Source organism: Streptomyces sp. NBC_00090 (assembly GCF_045160815.1).
Classification (GTDB): Bacteria; Actinomycetota; Actinomycetes; order Streptomycetales; family Streptomycetaceae; genus Streptomyces.
The window spans coordinates 6,887,360-6,911,639 of record NZ_CP108224.1 but is presented as its reverse complement, the minus strand read 5'-3'; the positions used below and the strand labels follow the sequence as shown (position 1 = coordinate 6,911,639).

General features: G+C 73.2%; 21 protein-coding genes and 2 pseudogenes. 9 read left to right on the top strand and 14 right to left on the bottom strand.

Annotation, left to right across the window (positions count from 1 at the left end):
- The first annotated feature begins 149 nt into the window (after positions 1–149).
- The gene (locus OG361_RS30835; RefSeq protein WP_405858696.1) at positions 150–1,007 is read left to right on the top strand and encodes a phosphotransferase enzyme family protein; all 858 of its coding nucleotides are present in this window, start codon (positions 150–152) and stop codon (positions 1,005–1,007) included.
- Between the two features lie 60 nt (positions 1,008–1,067).
- On the opposite strand, the gene OG361_RS30830 is transcribed toward OG361_RS30835, so the two are convergent.
- The 4 genes from OG361_RS30830 to OG361_RS30815 all read right to left on the bottom strand — a co-directional run bounded on the left by OG361_RS30830 (position 1,068) and on the right by OG361_RS30815 (position 5,545).
- On the bottom strand, positions 1,068–1,796 hold the full coding sequence (locus OG361_RS30830; protein WP_384570426.1) for a 3'-5' exonuclease: 729 nt from the start codon (positions 1,794–1,796) through the stop codon (positions 1,068–1,070).
- Positions 1,797–1,873: 77 nt separating this feature from the next.
- Positions 1,874–3,160 (bottom strand): SAV2148 family HEPN domain-containing protein, encoded by a 1,287-nt coding sequence (locus OG361_RS30825; protein ID WP_384570429.1) that lies wholly within the window; start codon positions 3,158–3,160, stop codon positions 1,874–1,876.
- A gap of 110 nt (positions 3,161–3,270) precedes the next feature.
- Complete coding sequence (locus tag OG361_RS30820; protein WP_405858694.1) at positions 3,271–4,599, bottom strand: copper amine oxidase; 1,329 nt, start codon at positions 4,597–4,599, stop codon at positions 3,271–3,273.
- 100 nt (positions 4,600–4,699) lie between these two features.
- A complete protein-coding gene (locus OG361_RS30815; protein ID WP_405862534.1) occupies positions 4,700–5,545 on the bottom strand; it encodes a Tat pathway signal sequence domain protein in 846 nt (281 codons plus the stop codon).
- Between the two features lie 189 nt (positions 5,546–5,734).
- Here OG361_RS30815 and glgX point away from each other — a divergent pair, with 189 nt between their 5' ends.
- Positions 5,735–7,855 carry a glycogen debranching protein GlgX gene (gene glgX, locus OG361_RS30810; protein ID WP_405858692.1) on the top strand — a complete coding sequence of 707 codons (2,121 nt, stop codon included), beginning with the start codon at positions 5,735–5,737 and terminating at the stop codon, positions 7,853–7,855.
- Here glgX and OG361_RS30805 read toward each other — a convergent pair.
- Complete coding sequence (locus OG361_RS30805; RefSeq protein WP_405862532.1) at positions 7,824–8,894, bottom strand: MFS transporter; 1,071 nt, start codon at positions 8,892–8,894, stop codon at positions 7,824–7,826. The two genes, glgX and OG361_RS30805, sit on opposite strands and share 32 nt — an antisense overlap.
- 90 nt (positions 8,895–8,984) lie before the next feature.
- Here OG361_RS30805 and treY point away from each other — a divergent pair, with 90 nt between their 5' ends.
- Positions 8,985–11,354 (top strand): malto-oligosyltrehalose synthase, encoded by a 2,370-nt coding sequence (treY, locus tag OG361_RS30800; RefSeq protein WP_405858690.1) that lies wholly within the window; start codon positions 8,985–8,987, stop codon positions 11,352–11,354.
- 167 nt (positions 11,355–11,521) lie between these two features.
- Here treY and OG361_RS30795 read toward each other — a convergent pair whose 3' ends face one another.
- Positions 11,522–12,664 (bottom strand): cytochrome P450, encoded by a 1,143-nt coding sequence (locus tag OG361_RS30795; protein ID WP_405858688.1) that lies wholly within the window; start codon positions 12,662–12,664, stop codon positions 11,522–11,524.
- A 128-nt stretch (positions 12,665–12,792) separates the two neighbouring features.
- The gene (locus tag OG361_RS30790; protein WP_405858686.1) at positions 12,793–13,341 is read right to left on the bottom strand and encodes an FHA domain-containing protein; all 549 of its coding nucleotides are present in this window, start codon (positions 13,339–13,341) and stop codon (positions 12,793–12,795) included.
- Between the two features lie 379 nt (positions 13,342–13,720).
- On the opposite strand from OG361_RS30790, the gene OG361_RS30785 reads away from it, so the two are divergent.
- Both OG361_RS30785 and treZ read left to right on the top strand, forming a co-directional pair.
- The gene (locus OG361_RS30785) at positions 13,721–14,554 is read left to right on the top strand and encodes a GNAT family N-acetyltransferase (protein WP_405858684.1); all 834 of its coding nucleotides are present in this window, start codon (positions 13,721–13,723) and stop codon (positions 14,552–14,554) included.
- A 61-nt stretch (positions 14,555–14,615) separates the two neighbouring features.
- On the top strand, positions 14,616–16,367 hold the full coding sequence (gene treZ / locus OG361_RS30780) for a malto-oligosyltrehalose trehalohydrolase (protein ID WP_405862530.1): 1,752 nt from the start codon (positions 14,616–14,618) through the stop codon (positions 16,365–16,367).
- 73 nt (positions 16,368–16,440) lie between these two features.
- On the opposite strand, the gene OG361_RS30775 is transcribed toward treZ, so the two are convergent.
- From OG361_RS30775 to OG361_RS30760, 4 genes and pseudogenes are all read right to left on the bottom strand, one after another.
- Positions 16,441–17,583: an aminopeptidase P family protein gene (locus tag OG361_RS30775; RefSeq protein WP_405858682.1), complete on the bottom strand. Its 1,143-nt coding sequence runs from the start codon at positions 17,581–17,583 to the stop codon at positions 16,441–16,443.
- A 135-nt stretch (positions 17,584–17,718) separates the two neighbouring features.
- Positions 17,719–18,678, bottom strand: coding sequence for a hypothetical protein (locus OG361_RS30770; protein WP_384570458.1), 960 nt, complete (start codon positions 18,676–18,678; stop codon positions 17,719–17,721).
- Between the two features lie 49 nt (positions 18,679–18,727).
- Positions 18,728–19,608: pseudogene (locus tag OG361_RS30765) on the bottom strand (LysR family transcriptional regulator).
- 8 nt (positions 19,609–19,616) lie between these two features.
- Positions 19,617–20,225, bottom strand: coding sequence for a tetratricopeptide repeat protein (locus OG361_RS30760; RefSeq protein ID WP_405858680.1), 609 nt, complete (start codon positions 20,223–20,225; stop codon positions 19,617–19,619).
- 96 nt (positions 20,226–20,321) lie between these two features.
- On the opposite strand from OG361_RS30760, the gene OG361_RS30755 reads away from it, so the two are divergent.
- On the top strand, positions 20,322–21,071 hold the full coding sequence (locus tag OG361_RS30755; protein WP_405858678.1) for a glutamine amidotransferase-related protein: 750 nt from the start codon (positions 20,322–20,324) through the stop codon (positions 21,069–21,071).
- A gap of 32 nt (positions 21,072–21,103) precedes the next feature.
- On the opposite strand, the gene OG361_RS30750 is transcribed toward OG361_RS30755, so the two are convergent.
- Together OG361_RS30750 and OG361_RS30745 are read right to left on the bottom strand one after the other, a co-directional pair.
- Positions 21,104–21,649 (bottom strand): YcxB family protein, encoded by a 546-nt coding sequence (locus OG361_RS30750; RefSeq protein ID WP_405858676.1) that lies wholly within the window; start codon positions 21,647–21,649, stop codon positions 21,104–21,106.
- Positions 21,650–21,671: 22 nt separating this feature from the next.
- Positions 21,672–22,307 carry a nucleoside/nucleotide kinase family protein gene (locus tag OG361_RS30745; protein WP_405858674.1) on the bottom strand — a complete coding sequence of 212 codons (636 nt, stop codon included), beginning with the start codon at positions 22,305–22,307 and terminating at the stop codon, positions 21,672–21,674.
- Positions 22,308–22,577: 270 nt separating this feature from the next.
- Here OG361_RS30745 and OG361_RS30740 point away from each other — a divergent pair, with 270 nt between their 5' ends.
- Together OG361_RS30740 and OG361_RS30735 are read left to right on the top strand one after the other, a co-directional pair.
- The gene (locus OG361_RS30740; protein ID WP_405858672.1) at positions 22,578–23,000 is read left to right on the top strand and encodes a VOC family protein; all 423 of its coding nucleotides are present in this window, start codon (positions 22,578–22,580) and stop codon (positions 22,998–23,000) included.
- 75 nt (positions 23,001–23,075) lie between these two features.
- A complete protein-coding gene (locus OG361_RS30735) occupies positions 23,076–23,510 on the top strand; it encodes a hypothetical protein (protein ID WP_405858670.1) in 435 nt (144 codons plus the stop codon).
- A gap of 69 nt (positions 23,511–23,579) precedes the next feature.
- On the opposite strand, the pseudogene OG361_RS30730 reads toward OG361_RS30735, so the two are convergent.
- Positions 23,580–23,771, bottom strand: a pseudogene (locus tag OG361_RS30730) (IS5/IS1182 family transposase); the annotation flags it as partial.
- Between the two features lie 384 nt (positions 23,772–24,155).
- Between OG361_RS30730 and OG361_RS30725 the strand changes: the two are divergent.
- Positions 24,156–24,278, top strand: coding sequence for a hypothetical protein (locus OG361_RS30725; protein WP_267046449.1), 123 nt, complete (start codon positions 24,156–24,158; stop codon positions 24,276–24,278).
- Positions 24,279–24,280: the final 2 nt, after the last annotated feature.

Sequence of the window (24,280 nt, the reverse complement as noted above, 5' to 3'; positions counted from 1 at the left end):
CTCCCCCGGACTCCGTCCGGGGGACCCGCACCGCCGCCGGTGGGAACCCCGTCATGGTCCTGACGGGTCGTCGGACCGTCAAGGCGGTCTGCGTGGTGACCTGGCCGGATGCGAGACTTTGGCGCAAAGGCACAGGTAGGGAGAGGTCGATGGACGAGGCGCGGGCGCGGGAGATCCTGGCCGCTGCGGGGCTGCCGGTCGCGGAGGCGCGGCTGCTGGCCCTGGGGGAGAACGCGGTCTACGCCGTGGGCGACCTGGTGGTGAAGATCGGCAGGGACGCCGAGCTGTTCGAGCGGGCCGAGCGGGAGCTGGCGCTCTCCTCCTGGCTGGCCGGGGCGGATGTGCCGGCCCCCCGGGCGGCCGAGGAGAAGCCGCGGCTCGTCGAGGGGCACCCGGTGACCTTCTGGCACCGGCTGCCCGAGCCGGTGCGGCCCGCGGAGCCCCGCGATCTCGCTCCGCTGCTGCGGGCCGTGCACGCCCTCCCGGAGCCGGAGGCGTTCGCGCTTCCCCGGCGTGAGCTGCTCGGCGGGGTGGAGCGGTGGCTGCGGCTGGCGGGCGACGCGATCGATCCGGCGGACGCGGCCTTCCTGCGGGAGCGGCGCGACTCCTTCGCGCCGGCGGCCGCCGCGCTCACCCCGCGTCTGACACCGGGTCCGATCCACGGTGACGCGCTCCCCCGGAACGTGCTCGTCGGCCCGGACGGCCCGGTCCTGATGGACCTGGAGACCTTCTCCTCCGACCTCCGCGAGCACGACCTCGTGGTGCTGGCCCTCTCCCGGGACCGCTACGGCCTGGACCCGGCCGCCTACGAGGCCTTCACCGAGGGGTACGGCTGGGACGTCCGGGAGTGGGAGGGGTGTGCCGTGCTGCGGGGCGCGCGGGAGACCGCGAGCTGTGCGTGGGTGGCCCAGCACGCGCCGACGAACCCGAAGGCGCTGGCCGAATTCGAGCGGCGGGTGGGTTCACTGCGGGACGGTGACCCCGAGGTCCGCTGGTACCCGTTCTGACATCCTGCTGAAGGACAACGGCCGGGGCCTGTCCGACCCTGATCCGCCGGGCAGGAGGCCCTAGGCCTGGGCGGCGAAGACCGCCGGGCGCAGGGGCCAGGTGGGTTCGACGACCGCTTCCGCGTCGCCCTTGCGGCGCAGGAAGGCCTGGAAGTCCTCGGCCCAGACGCGGTACCAGGCGATCTGGCGCTCGTGGAGCTCGGCCGGGTCCAGCTCGGCGACCTGCCGGTGCCGCTCGGCTATCGCGACGGCGACCCGGACCGCGGCGAGTGCGTCGGCGGCGGCCTGGTGGGCGGCTTCGAGGACGACGCCGTACTCGCCGCAGACCGCTTCCAGGGTCCGCTTGCCGCGCCGGTAGCGGTCGACGGCCCGGTCGATGGTGTACGGGTCGACGACCGGGCCGATGTCGACGCCGCCGAGCCGCTCGCTCATCGAGGGCAGTCCGTGGCGGCGCAGTTCGGCGGCGAGGAGCGTGAGGTCGAAGGAGGCGTTGTACGCCACGACCGGGACGCCGTCCTCCCAGTACGCGGCGAGGGTCTTCGCGATCTCGTCGGCCACCTCGCGCACCGGCCGGCCCTCGGCCGCCGCGCGCTCGGTGCTGATGCCGTGGATCGCGGAGGCCTGTTCCGGGATGCGGATGCCCGGGTCGGCGAGCCAGTCCCGCCGTCGTGTGACGTGTCCCCCGCCGTCGACCTCGATGATCGAGGCCGTGACGATACGGGCCTCCAGCGGATCGGTGCCGGTCGTCTCCAGGTCGAAGCCGACCAGCGTGTCGCCGTGCCAGGCCATCGGGTCCTCCTTACGTGATCTCCCCCGTGGTGGTGACCACCCTCGCACGCACCACTGACAACGCCTTCGGGCGGCGGTCAGGAGACGGGGCGGGAGTCGAGCCAGACCGACTCGAACTCCTCCCGGTATGTCTCGAATAGTCCGTGTTCGCCGTCGTCGGCCTGCTGGCCGTGGCGCACCACGCTCCGGCCGCCGCCGCGCAGCACGAGGACCGGGGCCTCCATGCCCCGGGCCCTGCGCAGATAGGACTGCACGACGCCCACCCCGTCCGGGCCGTCGCCGTCCACCAGGTACGCGGTGAAGCGCGGGGTCTCGTCGAAGACGTGGATCTGGAAGGCGCCCGGGTCGCGCAGTTTCGAGCGGACCCGGCGCATGTGCAGGATGTTCATCTCGACCGAGCGGCTCAGCTCGCCCTTCCTGAGGCCGAGTTCGCGCTCGCGCCGCTTCACGGCGCTGCTCGCGGGGTTGAGGAAGAGCAGCCGCGTACGGCAGCCGGACTCGGCGAGGCGGACCATGCGGCGGCCGGAGAAGTTCTGCACGAGCAGATTGAGACCTATGCCGGTGGCGTCGAGCCGGCGGGCCCCGCCGAAGAGGTCCTCGGCGGGCAGCTGCCGCTGGAGCCGCACCCGGTCGGAGTGGACGGAGACCACGTCCGCGTACCGGTCGCCGACGAGGTCCTCGACCGCGTCCACGGGCAGCCGGTCGGCCGACGGCACTCCGGCCCCGCTGCCGAGGATCTCCAGGATGCGCGCCGAGGCCCGTTCGGACTGGGCGAGCACGGTCAGCGAGAGCGCCCGGTTGCGGGAGACGACGTTGCGCGTGACCTCCAGCTCGTCCAGGGCCAGCTCGACCTCGCGCCGGTCGTCGAAGTAGGGCTCGAAGCAGGGCCAGTGCTGCACCATCAGCTCGCGCAGCTGGGGCAGGGTGAGGAAGCTCAGCACGTTGTCGTCGGCCGGGTCGAGGAGATAGCCCTTGCGCCGCGAGACCTCGCGCACGGCGACGGCCCGCTGCACCCATTCCTGGCCGGCGGGACCGGCCGCGGCCACGACCCACTCCTCGCCGTGCACGGGCTCGTACACGGGCCGGAGGACGGCCGCGACCACGGCCCGCAGCCGCTGTTCGACCAGGTTCAGCCAGATGTAGGCGCGCCCGGCGCGCTGCGCGCGGGTGCGCACCTCACCCCAGGCCTCGGCGCCCCAGTCGAGCTCCGCCCCGATCTCCACCGGCCGGGCGACGGAGACCGTCCCGGGCGGCACCGCCGCGCCGGGCGGGACGACCGCTCCGGGCGGCACCTCGGCGGGACCGGCCGGGCCCCCCTCGCGACCCGCGTCACCTGGGGGCAGCTCCAGACCTCCCGAGCTCACCCGCGCACCGCCTTCTGCTCCTGGAAGCCCGTTTCGACCACTCTGACAACGATCAAGGAAGGGTACTCCGCGAGCGGGAGGCGGTGCAGCAGGATCGTCAGGCTCCTTGCTCAACTCCCCAGATCGGGCTGTCCGTTCTGGGAGGCGAGATCGGACGGAGTGAGCGGATTCATAGCGGTTACGTCCCTGGGCGCCAGCTGGAAGCCCTGCCAGTGGACCGGCATCGGCTGCTGGTCCTCGTCCCGGGCGATGTGATGGAACCCGATGTTGACCCACACGGACGGTTTGGTCAGAGTCTCCCCGTTGACCCATTTGTCCACGCTGTCAGGGGCGTTGGTCCCGCAGTTGCCGATGTTGTTGCTGGCGAACTGCTCGCAGCCCCGCGCCTGGGTGAAGTACACGTCGTGCTTGGTGAACCCGCGGCCGGCGTGGGTGTCGGTGTGACCGGGCACGATCTCGTACGAGCGGGCGTGGCCGTCCGCGTTCTTGCCGGTGCCGCTCACCACGCGCCACCAGCGCATGTTCTTCGCGTCCCCGGCGAGCTCCTTGGTGACGACGGTGCGCTTGGTCTTCACGGTCGGTCCGCCGCCGTTGGTGGGCGCGGTGACGGTGGAGTCGAACTGCTCGATCCGGTCCTTGGTGGAGCCGTCCAGACCGAAGTCGAGCTTCCAGAAGACGTTGTGGGCGTGGCTGGTGGCGTAGGCGCGGGCGCCCTTGCCGATGGGCCAGCCGCGGCCGTCGGTGGCGTTGTAGTCGACCGGGGACAGGCTGCCGGTGGCCCCGACGTTGGCACCGATCGTGCCGTCGGCGGAGAAGCGCCACTCGGAGATGTACTCGTACCAGCCGACCTTGTTCACGGTGTAGACGAGCAGGTCCTTGGCCTGCACCTGGTACACCTGGCCGCCGCTGTCGCTGGCCATGCGGTACGCGTGGCCGCGCGCCCTGGTCGTGGTGCACAGGCCCTTGACCTGACCGACCTCGGGCACCTTGACGGTGGTGAGGGTGCCGCCGGGGCACTCGGCGGGCTTGAGGTTCTGCAGGCCCCAGCCGAAGCCGGCGCCGGTGAGGTCGTCGTACTCGGCGACTCCGTCGTCGTACGGCACGTGGATCTGGGCGAGCCGGGCGCTGGTGAGGACCCGGATGGGGGCACCGGCGCCGGGCGGCTGGTAGGTGACGCGGTCGAGTGTGAGCCCGGCGTCGGTGTTGTAGCGCCAGCACATGCGCCAGACGGCGCCGCCTTCGAGCTTCTGCGTGATGCGGTAGGCGGCCGAGCAGTCGGCCGCGCCGTGGGGCGCCGGGGGGCGCGTCGGGGCCGGCGGCCTGGGCGGGTTGGGCGCGGCGGTCGCGGGTCCCGCGGCTGCCGTGGCGGTGCCGAGCAGGGCGGCCGCGGCCAGGAGGGCGCCCCTCCTGCGGGTGCGCGGGGTTCGCTGGGTGGACATGGGAACGTGCTCCCTCGTACGGAGATCCGGAGGTCCGTGGAGACGGAGGTCCGGAAGGACGGAGATGTCGTGGAGTCGGGAGGGCCGGTGGCGGCGGTGGTCAGCCGACGCGGGTGACGGTCCTCGCGGAGAGGTCGACGATCAGGTTCCGGGTGTCGATCCAGGCCCCGTTGAGGACCTTGGTGGCCAGCCGGACGCAGCGGTGCTCGCCGCAGCGGGCGAGCTGTGCGGGCACGTTGGCCTCGCGGTAGGGCCGGAAGACGTCGCCGTTGAACCACAGCTGGCCGGTGGAGGTGAGCTCCTTGCCGGTGGCGTCCTTGTAGTCCTCCTTGACGCCCTTGCCGAGCGGGCTCGCGAGGATCAGCTCCAGGGCCTCGCGCAGCTCCTCGGGATGGGCGGAGGGCTGGACCCCGCGCTGCTTCCCGGACTTCTCGACCTTGCCCGTGTCGAGGTTGACGGTCCGGTGGACGAGCTCGTCCCGCGCGTAGTCGTAGTAGCGGACCTCGGCGCGGCGCGTGGAGTCCCCCGGCAGCGGGTCGGCGAGCTCGGTGCCCAGGTGCTGCGGGCCCCGGCCGCCCTCGACGTTCTGCTGGGCGGAGGCGCCGGGCGGGGTCAGCGCCAGCGTCTCGGCCCGAGCGAGCTCGTCGTCGGTCAGCGGGTCGGAGCCGATGCCCTTCTTCCCCTCGGCCGCCGCCGGAGCGACGGTCGCCGGCGGCGGCGCCGAGCCGGCGGCCTGTCCGCCGGCCGCTCCCTGTCCGGCCGCACCGTCCGCTCCCGAGCCGGCCACACCCGAGCCGTCCGCTCCCGGGCCCGCCGAGCCGCCCGACGCGCCGGTGGATCCGGCGGCCCCCACCGCCGCGGCACCCCGGCCGCCCGGCGTGTCGTCCGCTCCCGCCGTCCCCGGCAGGCTGATCGCGACCGCGACGGCGGTTCCCGTCACCGCCATGGCCGCTCCGGCCACCACCTTCCCCAGATGGCGGCGCGCTATTTCGTACACACTTCCCCCTCTTTCCCCCTCTAAGTCTGCGGTCACCCGGTAGGACGGGGTGAAGTCCTAGGAGGTTGCCCCTCTTTCGGGCAGGATCTGGCCGAAGAACACCTACAAAACCCGGACAGAAAAGGAAGAGTCGTATCCATGCAGGTCTGGCCGGGACAGGCGTACCCCCTGGGCGCCACCTATGACGGAGCGGGAACCAACTTCGCGGTCTTCTCGGAGGCCGCCCACAGGATCGAGCTGTGTCTGATCCAGGACGACGGCTCGGAGACGGCGGTGGAGCTGCGCGAGACGGACGCCTTCGTCCGGCACGCCTATCTGCCCGGGGTGATGCCGGGTCAGCGCTACGGCTTCCGGGTCCACGGCCCGTACGCCCCCGAGCGCGGACTCCGCTGCAACGCCGCCAAGCTGCTGCTCGACCCCTACGCGCGGGCGGTGTCGGGGCAGGTCCGCTGGGGAGAGGCGGTGTACGGCTACCCCTTCGGGAGGCCGGACGCGCGCAACGACCTCGACTCCGCCCCGCACACGATGAGCTCGGTCGTGGTCAATCCGTACTTCGACTGGGGCGACGACCGGCGGCCGCGCACCGAGTACCACCACACCGTGATCTACGAGGCCCACGTGAAGGGCCTGACGATGCTCCACCCGGACCTTCCGGAGGAGCTGCGCGGTACGTACGCGGGGCTCGCGCACCCGTCGGTCATCGGCCATCTGAAGGAACTGGGCGTCACCGCGCTGGAGCTGATGCCCGTCCACCAGTTCGTGAACGACCACCGGCTCGTGGACGCGGGGCTCGCGAACTACTGGGGCTACAACACGATCGGCTTCTTCGCCCCGCACAACGCCTACGCGTCCTGGGGCGACCGGGGCCAGCAGGTCCTGGAGTTCAAGTCGGCGGTCCGCGCCCTGCACCAGGCGGGCATCGAGGTCATCCTCGACGTGGTCTACAACCACACCGCCGAGGGCAACCACCTGGGCCCGACGCTCTCCTTCCGCGGCCTGGACAACCCCTCGTACTACCGGCTCTCGAACGACCGGCGGTACTACACGGACACCACGGGCACCGGGAACTCGCTGCTCATGCGCTCCCCGCACGTGCTCCAGATGATCATGGACAGTCTGCGGTACTGGGTGACCGAGATGCACGTGGACGGTTTCCGCTTCGACCTGGCGGCCACCCTGGCCCGGCAGTTCCACGAGGTGGACCGGCTCTCCTCGTTCTTCGACCTCGTGCAGCAGGACCCGGTGGTGAGCCAGGTGAAGCTGATCGCCGAGCCCTGGGACGTGGGCGAGGGCGGTTACCAGGTGGGCAACTTCCCGCCGCTGTGGACCGAGTGGAACGGCAAGTACCGGGACTGCGTACGGGACCTGTGGCGGGGCGAGCCGCGCACGCTCGCCGAGTTCGCCTCCCGGCTGACCGGCTCCTCCGACCTCTACCAGGACGACGGGCGGCGGCCGCTCGCCTCGGTCAACTTCGTCACCTGCCACGACGGTTTCACGCTGCGGGACCTCGTCTCGTACAACGAGAAGCGCAACGAGGCGAACGGCGAGGGCAATCGGGACGGCGAGAGCTACAACCGCTCCTGGAACTGCGGTGAGGAGGGCGAGACCGAGGACGTCGGGATCACCGAGCTGCGCGCCCGCCAGATGCGCAACTTCCTCGCCACGCTGATGCTGTCGCAGGGTGTGCCGATGCTGAGCCACGGCGACGAGTTCGGGCGGACGCAGGGCGGCAACAACAACGCGTACTGCCAGGACAACGAGGTGTCCTGGGTGCGGTGGCCGAAGGAGAACAGCGAGGCGGAGGCCACGCTCCTCCGCTTCACCCGGTCGATGGTGCGCCTGCGGCGGGAGCACCCGGTCTTCCGGCGCCGCCGCTTCTTCCACGGCCGGCCGGTCGAGGGCACCCACGACGAGCTCACCGACATCGCCTGGTTCACGCCCGAGGGCGAGGAGATGACGTCCCGCGACTGGCAGGCGGCGCACGCCAAGGCGCTGACCGTCTTCCTCAACGGCAACGCCATCTCGGAGCCGGGCACCCAGGGCGAGCGGATCGCCGACGACTCCTTCCTGCTGATGTTCAACGCCTCCGCGAAGGAGCTGGAGTTCGTGGTGCCGGACAGCCACGGGCGGTACTGGCGGACGGTGGTGGACACCTCCGACCCGGAGGGCATGCCGCCGCAGGAGGGGCCGGAGCTGACGGGCGGCGAGCGGGTGACGCTCGCGCCGCTCAGCCTGACCGTTCTGCGGCGGCCCGTCTGAGAGCGGGCTTCCCCGCCACGCGCGGCTCCGGCACCCGTACCGTCCAGGCGAGCAGCGCGCAGGCCACGGCCGCCCCCACCGCCACCGCGAAGGCGGCGGGGGCGCCGTGGCTCTCGGCCAGGCGCCCGGAGACGGCGAGGGCGAGGGCCTGGCCGCCGACGATCCCGCTGGTGAGGAAGGCCATGGACTCGGCGAGCCGGGCCGCCGGCACGGTCCGCTCGGTGAGCCGGGCCGCAGGCACGGTCCGCTCGGTGAGCCCGAAGACCGTGATCAGGTGCGGGGCGTAGGCGGCGCCGAGGACGACCACGACCGCGTACAGCGCGCCGAGGGAGCCGACGAAGAGCAGCGGTACGGAGAGGACGACGAGCCCGGCGGTGGCGGCGCGCCAGCGGGTGGTGAGCCCGATGCGGGCGGGCACGGCGGCGAGCGAGAGGCCGACGGCGGCGCTCATCACGCCCATCGCCGCGTAGACGAGCCCCGCCTGGGCGGGCGCTCCGAGCTCCTCGGTGAGCGCGGTGATCCCGGCCTGCGAGGCGCCGAACATGGCGCCCTGGAGGACCATCGTGCCGCGCAGCGCGTACACGGACCGGGGCAGCCGCCCCCGCTCGGCCGCGCCCGGACGGGTGATCGGGTCCCGATCGGCGGCCGGACGGGTGCCCGGATCCGGGTTCGCGGCTGGACGAGTGATCGGATCCGCGTCCGGTGCGGTGGTTTTCGCCGTGGGGTGCAGGGCGAAGGCCGAGCCGCAGACGGCGAGGAGCAGCGCGGCCGCCAGGAGCGCGGCGGCCGGGTGGGCGAGGGAGGCGGCGAGGACGACTCCGCGCTGGCCGTGCCCGTCGGCGAGGCGGCCGATGACCGGCCCGGCGACGGTCTGTCCCGCGGCGAGCGCGCCGCCCGCGAGGCCGGCCGTGGCGAGCGAACCGCTGGTCTCGGCGACCAGGAGGAGGCTGCCGAGCTGACACATGGCGGTGGGCAGCCGGCCGAGGAAGGAGACGGTCGGCAGGACCGGTCCGAGCAGCGAGAACGTGTCGCGATACATCCGGAGCATCACGCGAACGTAACGCGATGCACACGAACGGATGCATGGGGCGATGACACAGAAGCCCTCCGGAGGGGTACGTAGGTTCGCATGACCTCCCTCCCGGCCCTTCCCGCTCCTGCCACTCCCCCCGCTCCCCCCACCGGCACCTACCGGCTCCAGCTCCAGCCGGAGTTCCCGTTCGCCGCCGCCGAGCGTGCCGTGCCGTACCTCGCCGGGCTCGGGGTCTCGCACCTCCACCTCTCCCCCGTCCTGGAGGCGGTGCCCGGCTCGACCCACGGCTACGACGTCACCGACCACCGGTCCGTACGGGCGGAACTGGGCGGCGAGGAGGGGCTGCGGGCGCTCGCGGCGACGGCGCGGGCGCACGGCCTCGGCCTGGTCGTGGACCTGGTGCCCAACCACATGGCGGCCTCGCCCCGGCACAACCACGCGCTGCGCTCCGTGCTCCGCGAGGGCCCGGACTCGCCGTACGCCCGCTGGTTCGACGTCGACTGGCGGGGCGGTGACGGGCGGCTGCTGCTGCCGGTGCTGCCCGCGAGGCTCCCGGAGGTACGGGACCGGCTGCGGGTCTCGGACGGGGCGCTGCACCTCGACGGGCAGGAGTTCCCGCTGCGGGCGGGCACGGAGGGGCTGCCGCTCGACGAGCTGCTCGACGCCCAGTGGTACCGGCTCTCCTGGTGGCGACTGGCCCGCACCGAGCTCAACTACCGGCGTTTCTTCACCATTTCGGAGCTCATCGGGGTGCGGGTGGAGGACCCCGAGGTGTTCGCGGCGACCCACGGGAAGATCGTGGAGCTGGTGGCGGACGGGGTGATCGAGGGGCTGCGCATCGACCACCCGGACGGGCTCGCCGACCCGCAGGGGTACCTGGAGGACCTGGCGGCGGCGACCGGCGGGCGCTGCTGGACGGTGGTGGAGAAGATCCTCACGGGGGCGGAGACGCTGCCCGCCGCCTGGCCGGTCGCGGGCACCACCGGGTACGACGCGCTGCGGCAGGTCGAAGGGGTGCTCACCGATCCGGTGGGCGCCGACGAACTAGCGGATGTCTACCGGGCGTTCACCGGCTGCGCCGGGGACCGGGGCGGCCGGTGGGAGGCGACCGAGCGGCGCGCCGCCTACGAGGTGGTGGGGCACGACCTGGCCGCCGAGACGGCCGCGCTGACCCGGCTGGCGGAGCGGATCTGCGCCGCCGACCCTGCGCTGCGGGACCACGCCCCCTGGGCGCTGCGCACCGCGATCCGCGAGCTCCTCGTCCGCGTGCCGGTCTACCGGACCTACCGGACGGGCGGCGAGGAGGTGCTGACCCCGGCGGCCGCGCGGGGCGCGAAGGCCGCGTTCGCGGTGCCGGACGAGGCCGCCGCCGTCGACCTCGTCCGGGAGCTGGCGCTCGGATCGTCGGGGGACGGTCCGGAACACCGGGCGTTCCGGGCCCGGTTCGCGCAGACCTCGTCGGCGCTGCGGGCCAAGTCCGTGGAGGACACGGCCTTCTACCGGTACGCGCCGCTGCTCTCGGCGAACGAGGTGGGCGGGGACGCCGGACGTCCGGCGGTGTCGGTCGACGAGTTCCACGCGTACTGCCTGCGGATCGCCCGGGACTGGCCGGCGACCGGCACCGTGCTGTCCACCCATGACACCAAGCGCAGCGCGGACGTGCGGGCCGCGATCGCGGTGCTCGCCCAGTGCCCGGAGACCTGGGCGGCGCTCCTGGCCGAGGTCGGCGGGGTGGCCGCGCCCGATCCGCACCTGGCGTGGACGGCGTGGCAGACGGCCTTCGGCCTCGGCACCCCGGACGTGGACCGGCTCGGGCCGGCGATCCTCAAGTCCGTACGGGAGGCGGGGCTGCGGACCAGCTGGACCGAGCCGGATCCGGCGTACGAGCGGGCGGTGGCCGAGTTCACGGCGGCCGGGCCCGGCCGGATCCCGCTGCGTTCGGCCTCGGAGGCGGCCTTCGCCCTGGAGCCGCACATCCGGGCCCACGCCCTCGGCGCCGCGCTCGCGCAGCTGACGATGCCGGGGGTGCCGGAGCTGTACCAGAACACGGAGCGCGAGTACCGGGCGCTCGTCGACCCGGACAACCGCGCCCCGTTCGCGACCGGCCCGGAGGACGACCGGACGGCCCTGGTCCGGGCGGCGCTGCGGCTGCGCCGGGAGCGTCCGGAGGCATTCGGTCCGGGGGGCACCTACACACCGCTCGCGGCGAGCGGCCCCGCCGAGGCCCACTGTCTGGCCTTCGCCCGCTCCGGTGCGGTGGTGACGGCCGTGACCCGGCTCTCCCTGCGACTCGCGGAGGCGGGCGGCTGGCAGGACACGGAGCTTGTCCTGCCGGACGGCCGCTGGGCCGATCTCCTCGACGGCGTACGGGAGTTCACCGGCGGTCCGGCGACGGAGCTGAAGCTCGCCGAGCTCTTCGCGGACCGGCCGGTGGCGCTCCTCGCCCGGCTAAGGGCTGTCCCGTAATCCCCGGCAGGCGCGCGACGACAGCTACGGCGCCTCGCCGCGTTGTCGGAACGTCCGCATACATCCAGTATGCGGATGCCCCTCCGCCTTGCGACGCACCGCATCTGACGCCGCGCGCTGATCCACCGGGGATTACGGGACAGCCCTTAGACGACTGACGGACGGGGTCAGCCGCCGGGGCGGACGATCAGGCTGCGCGGGGCCCGGGTGATGAGGCCGGCGCAGGTGGGCCGGAAGCCGTCGGCGAGGCGCAGCCGGGGCATCGCCGTGAAGAGCGCGCGCAGGGCGTACTCGGCCTCCAGGCCGGCGAGCAGGACGGCGGGGCAGAAGCCGCTGCCGTACGTGAGCTGGCCCCCGTCGTCGCGGAACGGGTCGAAGCGGTCGGGCTCGCGGAAGCGCTCCGGGTCCCGGCCGGCGGAGCCGACGAGCAGGGCGACGGACGCGCCCGCCGGGACGATGCCGCCGCTGACCTTCACCTCGGCGCGGGTGCGGCGCACGGTGATCTGCACGGGCGGGTCGCGGCGCAGGGACTCGGTCCAGGCGCGGGCCACGAGCCCGGCGGGGGCGTCGCGGAGGGCGGCGACCTGGTCGGGGTCGGTGAGGACGTTGCCGAGGAAGGAGGCGAGCGCCTTCTCCCGTACGGCGATCTGGCCCCCGCACTCACCGGCGAGCGCCCCGGCGGCCCGGCCGCGCACGAGTCGCATCATGTCGCGGTAGGGGACGCCGACCGCCGCGGCGACGGTGCCGGCGGGCAGCCAGTGGCAGAAGTCGGCGACGAGGTCGGCCTGTGGGCGTTCGGCGATGCGGCGGGCGAGGACGTATGCCGTGCGCTCGGTGACGGACCTCAACTCGGCGATGTCGACGTCGACATGGGCCTGGGCGCAGGGCGGGTCTCCGGGCCGGTGCCCATGGGTGAAGCGGGGGTCGGTGAGGGCGGCGGCCACGTCCGCGTACCGGCTGAGGACCCAGGCGCGCAGCAGCGGGTCGTACGTGAGCGGGAACTCCTCGCGCAGGGCCCGGTGGATCGGGTGCGGGTCGAGCGAGGCACCGGGGTCGAGGGGGCTCGGCGCGACGGTCCGCCCGTTGGGCCCGAGGGGGCCGGCGGGTCCGTCGGGTCCGGTGGCCGTCGGGTCGGCGACGGTCCGCACCCGGCCCGGGAGGGCGGTGCCGCGGAGGGGGGTCGCGCCGGACGCCACGGTCGGGATCGCGGCGGAGACCGCGCCCGGGGCCATCGACGGCAGTCGCGTCCAGGGGTCCCCGGACTCCTCCGGCCGGTCGTTCCGTATGCCTCGGTTCGGCTCGTCGGTCATCGCGTCCCCTGACGATCGGCGGTGGGTGCCGCGGCCGGAGATGGTGGCGCGCGTCTCCTCACCCCATCACCGGGCGGTCCGCACCGCGCGCCACATACCGCCGAACGGGTGAATGACGGAGGGTCGGCTCAGCCGTGGGAGAGCCGGAACGACATCTGGCCGAACCCGACGACGTCCCCGGGCCGTACCACCACCGCGCCGGTGACCCGCCGCCCGTTGACGGTCGTCCCGTTGGTCGAGCCGAGGTCGCGCAGCACCCACATACCGCTCTGCAGCGATAGCTCGGCGTGCAGCCTGGACGCCGTCTCGTGGCTGAGCCGCAGTCCGTTGACCGGGTCGCGGCCTATCCGCAACGGATGCGGGCCGGGGAGCGGCAGCAGCAGCTTCGGCAGCCGCTCCGCGCGCCAGGCGCTCCCGAGCCGCACCGTGAACGCCGACATCCGCTCGACCGCGCCCACGACCCGCCGGGTCCATGTGCCCTCGGTCCGCAGGTCGGCGGTGAGCAGGTCGAGCTCGTCCGAGCGGCGGGCCTGGAGCGCGCGCTCCATCCGGTAGACGAAGGTGTCGTGGGAGAGGCGGCCCTGAGCGGCGCCCTCACGGAGCAGCGTCAGCGCACGGTCCCGCTCGGCGTCGGTCAGCCGAGGGGTGTTCGCCGGAAGCTCGAAGGGGGTCGTCACACACGTGATTGTCGGCCCGGCGGGCCCGAAGTGTCCAGAAGGGCCCCCGACCTGGGAACTCCGCACCGGCCCGACAAGATCACTGCTACGGTCTGCGGTCTCCGATCCAGAGATCCCCAGGGGGAAATCCGACGTGACAGCGTCTTCTTCTTCGTCCTCTTCTTCGTCTTCGTCCTCGTCTTCGTCCTCGTCTTCGTCCTCTTCTTCGTCCTCTTCTTCGTCCTCTTCTGCGGTCGCTTCATCGGCCGCTCCCGGCCTCGTCATACGCCCTCTCGCTGGCCCCGAGGAACTGGACCTGTTCCTCGGCCTCACGTACTCGCTCGACCACGAGCTGGAGGACGACCTCGCCACCGGCCGCCGCGTCCCCGGGTGGATGTGGGTGGCGCTCGACGGCGACCAACTCCTCGGCCGGATCGCCTGGTGGACCAACAAGGCCGGCGGCGAGCCGCTGGCGCTCGACTTCTTCGACCTCGCCCCGGAGCTCTCCGAGGAGGAGCGCGCCGACATCGGCCTGCGGCTCCTGGAGACCGCGACGGCCGAGGTCGTCCCGGCGGGCACGCAGCGCCCCGAGTTCGGACGGTTCATACCGGCGGACTGGCGCGAGGTCCCGGAGACCCGGTCCCTCCTGGAGTCCCTCTTCGGCGTCCTGGAACGCTCGGGCGCCCGCCCGCTGGTCGAGCGGCTCCGGCTGGAGTGGCGGCCCGGCACGCCCGTACCGGAGCCGAAGGGCCGTCTCGGCTTCCGGCCGGTGCGGGACCGCGAGGACCTGGTGACGCTGATGACGCCCGTCATGGAGGGCACCCTCGACGCGCACGGGCAGGCCGACCTGGCGTCCGGGCTCTCGGCGCGGGAGGCGGCGGAGCTGCACTACGACGACGAGCTGGCGCACTACACCTCGCCCCGCGAGTGGTGGCAGGTCGCGCAGCTGCCGGAGACCGGCGAGCCGGTCGGCTTCGTCATCCCCGCGCGGAACAACTACCACCACACGATCGCGTACATCGGTGTGCTGCCGGCCCACCGCGGCCACGGCTACATCGACGAGATCCTGGCGGAGGGCACCCGGATCCTGGCCGCCACGGACGTGCCCCGGATCAGGGCGGCGACGGACCTGGGGAACGTGCCGATGGCGGCGTCCTTCGGCCGGACGGGTTACATCATCTTCGAGCGGGCGATCAACTACGTGTGGGACGCGCCGGGCGCGTCGGAGTCCTGACTGCCAGGATGGACGCGGTAGTCAGTCGTTGAGTGGCTGGTCCGTCGACGAGGGGATGCGCGTGCTCTTCGAGGTGTGGGCGCCGAGCGCCCGTGACCGTGTGACGCTGGAGCTGAACGGCACCGGCCACCCCCTGGAAAGGGACGCCGAGCGGGACGGCTGGTGGAGCGGTGTCGTCCCCGCCGAGGACGGCGACCGCTACGGCTTCTCCCTCGACGGCGGGCCCGTCCTGCCGGACCCGCGCTCACGCCGGCTGCCCAACGGCCCCGACGGCCTGAGCGCGGTCGTGGACCACGCCACGTACACCTGGCGGCACGAGTCCCCGCGCCTGCGGCTGCGCAGCGCGGTCCTGTACGAGCTGCACGTCGGCACCTTCACCCCCGAGGGGACGCTCGACGCGGCGGCCGCGCGCCTCGGGGAGCTCGCGGGCCTCGGCATCACCCATGTGGAGCCGATGCCGCTGTGCCCTTTCCCCGGCGTGCGGGGCTGGGGGTACGACGGGGTCGCGCCGTGGGCGGTCCACGAGCCGTACGGCGGCCCCGAGGCGCTCAAGCGGTTCGTGGACACCGCGCACGGGCTCGGCATGGGTGTGGTCCTGGACGTGGTCCACAACCACCTGGGCCCGTCCGGCAACCATCTTCCCTCCTTCGGGCCGTACTTCACCGACACGCACCACACGCCGTGGGGTGCGGCGGTGAACCTGGACGCGCCGGGTTCGGACGAGGTCCGGGCGTACTTCCTGGGGAGCGCGCTCGCCTGGCTGCGGGACTACCGGATCGACGGGCTGCGGCTCGACGCGGTGCACGCGCTCGCCGACACCCGGGCGCTCACCTTCCTGGAGGAACTCTCCTCCGCCGTCGACGAGTTGGCGAAGGAGCAGGGGCGCCAGCATTTCCTGGTCGCCGAGTCCGATCTCGCGGATCCGCGCACGACGACCCCGCGCACGCTCGGCGGTCTCGGCGTCCACGCCCAGTGGAGCGACGACTTCCACCACTCCCTGCACACGGCGCTGACGGGTGAGTCCCAGGGCTACTACGGCGACTTCGCCGGGGCCCCGATGGCGGCGCTCGCCAAGACGCTCACGCACGTCTTCTTCCACGACGGCACGTACTCGTCGTTCCGGGGCCGCCGCCACGGGCGTCCGGTGGACCGGGAGCGCACCCCCGCCCACCGCTTCCTGGGGTACGCCCAGACCCACGACCAGATCGGCAACCGGGCCCTGGGCGACCGCCTTTCGGCAACCGTCTCCCCCGGTCTGCTCGCCTGCGCGGCGACGCTCGTCCTGACCGGCCCCTCCGTGCCGATGCTCTTCATGGGCGAGGAGTGGGGGGCGACCACCCCTTGGCAGTACTTCACCGACCACACGGACCCGGAGCTCGCGGAGGCCGTACGGCGGGGCAGGCGACGGGAGTTCGCGGAGCACGGCTGGTCCGAGAACGAGGTCCCCGACCCCCAGGACCCGGCCACCCGCGACCGCTCGGTCCTCGACCGCACCGAACGCGAACGGGACCACCACACGGTCCTGCTCGCCTGGCACCGCCAGCTCATCGCGCTCCGCCGCACCCTGCCGGACCTGACGGACCCGGACCTGGCGGGCGTGAAGGTCGCCTTCGACGAGGAGTCCCGCTGGCTCGTCTTCCGCCGCGGCGACCTGAGGGTCGCGGTCAACATGGGCCACGAGACGGCGATGATCCCCCTCGGCTCGAACGGCCGCGACCGGATCCTCGCCGCCTGGGACCCGGTCGCGTCCATGGACGCGGACGGGGTGCTGCGCCTCCCGGCCGAGTCGGCGGTCGTCCTGACGGACGGCTGACCGACCGGCCGCCCGACTGACCCGACCGGCCGACTGGCCAGCCGGGCGGCCGGGCGGCCGGGTTCGCTACGAGCTACTCGACGATCGCCATCTCGTGCGGGGTGTTGTTGAAGCGGCGCCCCGCACCGTCCTCCGTCGCCGTCACGATGTCCTCGATGCGGACGCCGAAGCGGCCCGGGAGGTAGACGCCGGGTTCGATCGAGAAGCACATGCCGGGGACGATCGGGAGCTCCTCGCCCTCGATCATGTACGGGGGCTCGTGCGTGGTGACGCCGATGCCGTGGCCGGTGCGGTGGATGAAGTACTCGCCGTAGCCTGCGTCCTTGATGACCTTGCGGGCCGCGCGGTCGACCTCCTGGCAGGCCACGCCCGGGCGGACCGCCTCGAAGCCGGCCTGCTGGGCCTCGCGGACGAGGTCGTGGACACGCTGCTCCTCGGCGGTCGGTTCGCCGACGTGGACGGTGCGGGTGGTGTCGGAGCCGTAGCCGTGCTTGAGGCCGCCGAAGTCGAGGACGACCATGTCGCCGCGTTCGATGACCCGGTCGCCCGCCTCGTGGTGCGGGTTGGCGCCGTTGGGGCCGGAGCCGACGACGGTGAAGTCGACCTGGGAGTGGCCGAAGCGCATGAGGAGCGCGGCGAGGTCGGCGGCGACGTCGGTCTCCTTGCGGCCGGCGAAACGGACCTTGAGGATCTCGCCGTACGCCTGGTCGGCTGCGGCTCCCGCCGCCGCGATCCGGGCGAGCTCGTGCGCGTCCTTGACGCCCCGGAGCATGGGCAGGGCCTCGGTGAGGGAGACGTACGAGGTGCCGGGCAGGGCCTGTTGGAGGCCGAGCAGGTGCATCGCCCAGGCGTTGTCGCTGACGCCGAAGCGCCCGTCGACATCGAGCAGCGGGGCGGTGACGGCGTACGGGTCCTTGCCGTCGGTCCAGTCGCGCAGGGTGAGAGCGGCCGCCCCCGTCGCCTTCTCGGCGTCGGGCGCCTCCAGGGTCGGGACCACGAGGACCGGCTCCTGACCGGCGGCGAGGACGAGGACGGTGAGCCGTTCGGTGATCGCGGTCGGCTGGTAGCCGGTGAGGTAGACCAGGTCGGGGCCGGGCGCGACGAGCACGCCCGCGAGCCCGGCGTCCGCCGCGGAGTCGGCCGCGCGGGTCATCCGGGCCCGGTAGTCGTCCGCCGTGAAGGGGACGACGTCTTCCTGGGTGGGGGTGCTCGACATGGGGGCTCCTTCTCGGGCTGCGTCGACGTACAGCATCCTGCCCGGGGGCGGCGCCCGACGCGACCGCTCAGCGGCGGTCCGGGCCCGCTCGACGCGACCGCTCAGCGGCGGTCCGGGCCCGCTCGACGCGACCGCTCAGCGGCGGTCCGGGCCCTGGGCGATGAGCCGCTCCAGGAGCTCCTGGAAGTCGTCGCCGACGACGATCCGCAGATCGCCCCGCTCCTCGTCGTGCTCGCTGAGCTGGGTGAGCGTGCCGCCCCGCCACCAGAAGACGTACGGGCTGATGGCCCCCGGTGTGTCCTCGTACCCGGAGGCGGCGAAGGAGGCCATCGCGCCGAGCGCCGGGATGATCGAGGTGTCCCGGATGGGGTGGAAGGCGAGCTGGTGGCGGAAGGGCATGGCGACAAGGGCGCCGTGCTCGCCCAGCGGCAGGCCGGTGACGCGCTGGGCGACGCCGTCCAGGTCGAGGACGCGGCTCGCGGTGTAGAAGGAGTCGCCGAGGATGATCTCGAAGCACATGCCGTCGGCGTCCCGTACGGTCTCGTGCTCCTCGACGGGCAGCCCGCGCAGATTGCGCAGCGCCCGGTCGCGGAGCTGCGCGTGGTCGCCGAGCCGTTCGAGCGCGTCGTCGGTGAGCATCATCACGCTCTCCGGCAGGTCGAGGGCGAGGATCTCGTAGAGGCCCGGCCCGACGGTCCTCGCGTAGCCGAAGGCTTCGGCGTCGATGCCTTCGCCGCGGACGACCCGGGGGTAGAGCTGGGCGCGGATCTGCTCGGGCGGCAGCGTCTCCAGGGCGGAGGGCCCTTCCATCGCCCGGACGACCAGGTCGACGTGACGGTGGATCGTCTCCGGCCAGACGCGCGGCCCCCGGCGGTCCTGGTGGCAGACGGCGGCGAGGTTGCCGAGGCCGAACCTGCGTCCCTTGTCGTCGATGACGTGGTCGGCGTAGACCGTGACCTCGAGGCCGAGTTCGGCGAAGGTCGCGCGGACCCGGCCGCGGAAGAGTGCCGCCTCACGCTGGGAGAAGTACGCGAACTCGGGATCCCTCGGTGCGTCCTCGCCGTCCCGCTTGGGTCCTCGTCGCAGCCATCCCACGCCTGCCCGCCTTCCGTCGCCGTTCCTGACAGCGTAGCGAGTGCGGGTGTCAGCTCTTGAGCCGTCGGGTGAACTCGGCCGCCGGTCCGGTGGGTTCGCGCTCGTCGAAGCCCGGGAGGAGGAGTTCGGTGCGGTGGACGAGCCGGGGTGCGACGAGAGGGACGGCGGTGGCGCCCGGGACACCGCCCGCCACCGGGAGGGGCAGCAGCGCGAGGCCGTGCCCGGCGGCGGAGAGGGCGGCGAGGGTACGGGTGTCGGTGCCCTCGTAGCGCAGGGCGGTACGGAAGCCCCGCCCGGCGGGTCCGCCGTGGACGGCCCGCAGCCGGTCGAGGGGGATGCCGGCGGCGGGAGCGTCCAGCCAGCGGGCGTCCACGAGGTCGTCGAGCCGGAGCCCGGGGCGCCCGGCGAGCGGATGGCTCGCGGGCAGGACGACGACGAGCGGTTCCTCGGCGACGCCGGTCGCGCGGAGCGGGGCGACGTCGGGCAGCGGCAGCGGGTCGCTGGGCGCGGCGATCCCGTCCACGAGCCCGGCGTCGGCCTCGCCGGTGGCGACGGCCTCGGGCACCCGCTCGCGGGGCAGCTCGCGCAGGGTGACCCCGGTGGCGGGAAGGGCGGCGAGGGTACGGGGGTGCAGGGCGAGCGGGGAGGCGGCGACGCTCAGGGTCGCGCGGGGCGCGGCGGCGAACCGGCCGAGGTCGGCGCGGGCCGCGTCGAAGCGGAGGAGCAGCGCCCCGGCGTGTTCGAGGAGCCGCTGTCCGGCGGGGTGGGGGCGACGGGCCGCCGGCTGAGCAGGGGCAGCCCGAGGTCGGTCTCCAGGGCGGCGATGTGCTGGGAGACGGCGGACTGGGTGTAGCCCCGCTCGCGCGCGGCCTCGGAGAAGGAGGCGAGCCGGGCGACGGTGACGTACGTACGGAGGAGGTGCGGGTCCACGCAGGGCCTCAGGAGCCGTCGGGGGCGGTGAGGAGGGCGCGCGCGTAGTGGGCGAGCGAGCGGTTGTAGCGGGGCAGCAGGGGCGCGAGGGCGCCGAGGGCGAGGGAGGCGGCCTCGCGGTCGCGTCCGGTGTCGGCGAGGGCGAGGGCGAGGAAGGCGTCGACGGCGCCGGAGAGCGCGATCTCGTCGGCGTCGAGCCGGTCGGCGGGGAGGTCGCGCTCGGCGGTGAGGAGTTCGACGCTGCGGTCGGGGCGGCCGAGGTTGCGCAGGCTGCTGGCGAGCTGGATGACGGCCCGACGGCGGCGCAGCCCGGTCAGGCCGCGGTCGAGGGCACGGTGGTAGAGGTCGACGGCCTCCTCGGGCAGGCCGGTGGAGTCGTGGGCGGCACCCAGCTCGAAGAGGGCCGCGGCGTCGTCGGCGGGCCGCTCGGCGGCGAGGGCGGCGACGCGGGCGCGGAACTCCTCGGGCTCGTGGTCGTCGAAGCGCTCCCAGAGCGCGGCGACCCGGCGCTCCCAGTCCTGGGGGTCGGAGTGCGGGTCGGAGTGCGGGTCGGACGGCTCTTCGTGATCTTTGCGATCTTTGTGATCTTCGTGATCTTCGTGATCGGTGGTGGCCATGCGGTCACCCTATCCACGGCCGCATAAGCATTTCTGATGGATGATCCACGAATCATCGTTGGACGTGAACCGAGGGCTCCGACCAGCATGAACGCCATGAACACGAGCACGAGCACTTCTCACCGCACCCCCCGCACCCCCCGTATCGCTCTGGTCGGGGACCGTTCCCCGCACGTCAGGTCCCACGTCCGCGTCCCCGTCCTCCTCGACGCGCTCGCCGAGCGGGACGGGGTCGCCCTCGACGCGTACTGGATCCCGACGGGGGACGCCGAGGTACCCGGCGCCGTGAAGGGCTTCGACGCGGTGTGGGTGCTGCCGGGCAGCCCGTACGCGAGCGAGGCGGGGGCGCTGGCGGCGATCCGTACCGCCCGCGAGGACGGGATCCCGTTCCTCGGCACCTGCGGCGGTTTCCAGCACGCGCTCCTCGAGTACGCGCGGGACGTCTGCGGCCTGACCCGCGCCGCGCACGCCGAGAACGATCCGGCGGCGGACTCCGGCGACCTGCTGATCGCGCCGCTCGCCTGCTCGCTCGTCGGCCACGAGGGCGTGGTCCGGGTCACCGCCGGTTCGCTCGCCGAGCAGGCGCTGGGCGCGGAGCGGACCACCGAGCGCTACCACTGCGACTACGGCCCGGACAGCCGGCACCTCGACACCCTGCGCGCCCACGGCCTGCGCTTCACGGGCACGGACGAGGAGGGCGGGGTCCGCATCGCGGAGCTGCCCACGGCTTCGCACCCCTTCTTCCTGGCGACCCTCTTCCAACCGGAGCTGTCGGGCGACGGCACGCGCCCGCACCCCCTGATCCGCGCGCTCGCGACGGCGGCGGTGCGGCACGCGGGGAGGTGAACTCCCCGGAGGGCCGGACCCGGGGCAGAGGGTCAGACCCGGGGCAGGTGGTGGCCCACCAGCTCCAGCAGTCGCTCCGCGTCCTGCGGTGAGCTCAGCCCGCGCTTGGGCAGCACCTCCACGAGCAGGACGTTCGGGTCGCGGCTGAGCAGCACCAGGTGGTCGCGGGTCTCGCGGTAGCCGCGGAAGACCGACCAGCGCTGGAGGAGCCTCACATGGGCGGTCTCGGTCTCGATCCCCGTCCCGCTCACGGAGGCGCGGTACTCGCCCTGCCATTCGACGGTGCGCAGCGCGTGGTGGGCCTGGAAGTGGGGCATGGCCCAGATCAGGACGGCGCAGAACAGGGCGAGCACGACGAGCGTCGTGAGGCTGCGCTGTGCGACCAGTGTCAGCAGGGCAGTGCCGCCGAACAGCAGCGTGAAGCCCCAGCGGAGGAGGTGGAGGCGCCGGAGCCGCTCACGCACGAGCACAGCCGTGAGGATGTCGGCGCGCGTCGGCCGGTAGAGCAGCCCGACCGCGGCCTGTTCCCCACCGTGTGCTCCGGCCTGTATTCCGCCCTGCCCCGAGTCCTTGACCATGGCACGGGATCGTACTGTCCGCCTAACCCATCCTCACGACCAGGTGGGCGCGGTCCCGACTCCGGGCCACCAGACGGGCGTTGGCCTCGTCCGATTCGTGGACCCAGCGCTCGGCCCGGGCCCGGTCCTTGCCGAAGCGGACGTGTCGTTCGACGAGCCGGGGGACGCGGCGGCGGTCGTCCAGGTCCAGGTACCAGGCCTCGTCGAGGAGGGGCAGGGCCGCGGCCCAGGGGCCCTCGTCGTGGAGGAGGTAGTTGCCCTCGGTGACGACGAGCGGGACGTCGGGCGGGACCGGTATCGCTCCGGCGATCGGTTCCTCCAGGGAGCGGTCGAAGGCCGGGGCGTAGACGGTGACGCCCGGTTCGGGGGCGCGGAGGCGGGCGAGGAGCGCGGTGTACCCGGCGGCGTCGAAGGTGTCGGGCGCGCCCTTCCGGCCTGCCCGGCCGAGGCGCTCCAGCTCGGCCTGCGCGAGGTGGAAGCCGTCCATCGGGACGAGGACGGCGAGCCCGTCGAGGCGAGCGACGAGCCGCGCGGCGAGCGTGGACTTCCCGGCGCCGGGAGGACCCGCGAGGCCGAGGAGCCGGCGCGTTCCGGGCGCGGCGAGGCGCCGCGCGCGGGCGGCCAGCCGGTCGAATCCCTGTGCGTCCATGCGGGGCATCGTCCCACCGGGCGGGGGCGAGCGGCAGTGGCTCGGCTCCGGGCCGGTCCACCCCTCGCCCCCACCTCACCCCTCACCCCTCCCCACCTCAGCCCCCATCGCCCCCACCTCACCCCTCACCCTCCCCACCTCGCCCTTTGCCCCCGACCCTCGCCCTCGACCCTCCTCCCACCCTCGGTCCGACCCTCGATCCGACCTCGATCCCGCAAGGGTCGCGCAGGGGGTTGACGCGGGTAGGTTCCTACCCGTTCCGCGTATTACGTTGGGGTTATGCCGTCCATCGCACTCGTCACTCTCGTCGTCCGTGATTACGACGAGGCCATCGCCTTCTACACCGACGCCCTCGGCTTCGACCTCGTCGAGGACACCGACCGGGGCGACGGCAGTCGCTGGGTCGTCGTCCGCCCGCGCGGCGCAGCCGGCGTCGGCGGCCTCGGCAACGTCGGCCTGCTCCTGGCCCGCGCCAAGAACGAGGCCGAGACGGCCTCGGTCGGCAACCAGACGGGCGGCCGCGTCGGCTTCTTCCTCCACACCGAGGACTTCGCCCGCGACCACGCCCGGATGACCGCGGCGGGCGTCCGCTTCCAGGAGGAGCCGCGCCACGAGCCGTACGGCTCGGTCGCCGTCTTCGAGGACCTCTACGGCAACCGCTGGGACCTCCTCCAGCCGGCGGACGCCCCCGCCTTCGCCTAGGACCTGTCCCGGGCGATCACGCTGCGGTGACGTGCCAAGGGCTCCTGTCTCAGGCCATCAGTAGGGTCCGCAGACATGGGAGCGAGTAGATGGTCGTACTTCACGCCTTTCCAGCACAGTGAGCAAGATGCGCTGAACGATCTTCGCGAGACGGTCTTCGCCCGGGACGCCGAGTACTACCGGGAAGCAGGCATCGAGACGCCGGCAGCGCTGACGGCGAGCGGTTGGCCAGAGGAGGAGCCGACGCATTCGGTGCTGGACGTCGAGCGCGTAGTCCGTTGCGAGGAAGACATGGAGGAGCCCGGTGACGTGAGGGTGGTCGAAGCGGCGGAAGTCATCGAACTGTTCGGGACGGCGCAGCCCGTGCGGGAGGTTGTCGAGCAGGCCCTGAAACGGGCCGGAGACGGCTGGTTCCCTCCGTTCGATCGCGGCTCCGGCTGCTGCACGATCGTTTACGGAGGCGAGGGCCGCCCGGCAGAGCTGTGCTTCTGGGGCTTCACCGGAGACTGATCCGGGCCCCACGGCCAGAGACACCACCAGCACTTCCCTGGCCGATCATGTGCGGAGCCAGATGGCGAGGGCTGCGACAGCCGCGGTCCGCTTGCGCGGCCTGCCCGGCCCGATCCGCGGGACGCGAATCTTCTCCTGCACCGTCCTGAACTGCGTACAGTCCGCCCGCTGTCCCGGTGTGACGACCAGGGACAGCGGGCGGCAGCGGCCGTCCGCGCTCAGGTGGAGCTTGGTCGTGACCCCGCCGCGCGATCGGCCCAGCCCTCACCTCCCGCACCACCTCCACCAGGCGGGCGACGAGGCTCTGCCACGACGTCTCGTCCTGGTGTTCTGCTGCCGCGTCCCCCTTTGAGGCGGGAACAGGGGGCGGTTCAGCGCGGGCGCCGGCAGCGTGTTGATGTGCCCGCACGACGATCTTGCGTGGTCTTCCCGCGCCCTCGGGGATGGCCTCAGAGGCCTACGAACGCCTCTGACCGCCCACCGCGCGGCTGTCACCCTTGCGCCGCTCCTGATGTGGGCGTGTCACCTGAAGACAACTCCCAGCGGCGAAAACCGCTGTCGCGCGGCCCGTTGCCCTCCCTACACTCACGTCTCGGCGCACGGATCGGTGCGCCGACCGGCACCTGACCGAGGGGGGAGACGACCGTGCGAAGCCGTAGCAACAGCCGTGGCGCCGTCGCCGTGTCGCCCTCCCGTGCCCGGTACGACGTGATACTCGCCTCCTCGGCCGAGCGGTGGCGGCTGCGCGCCCGCCATCGCCGCCCGTGACG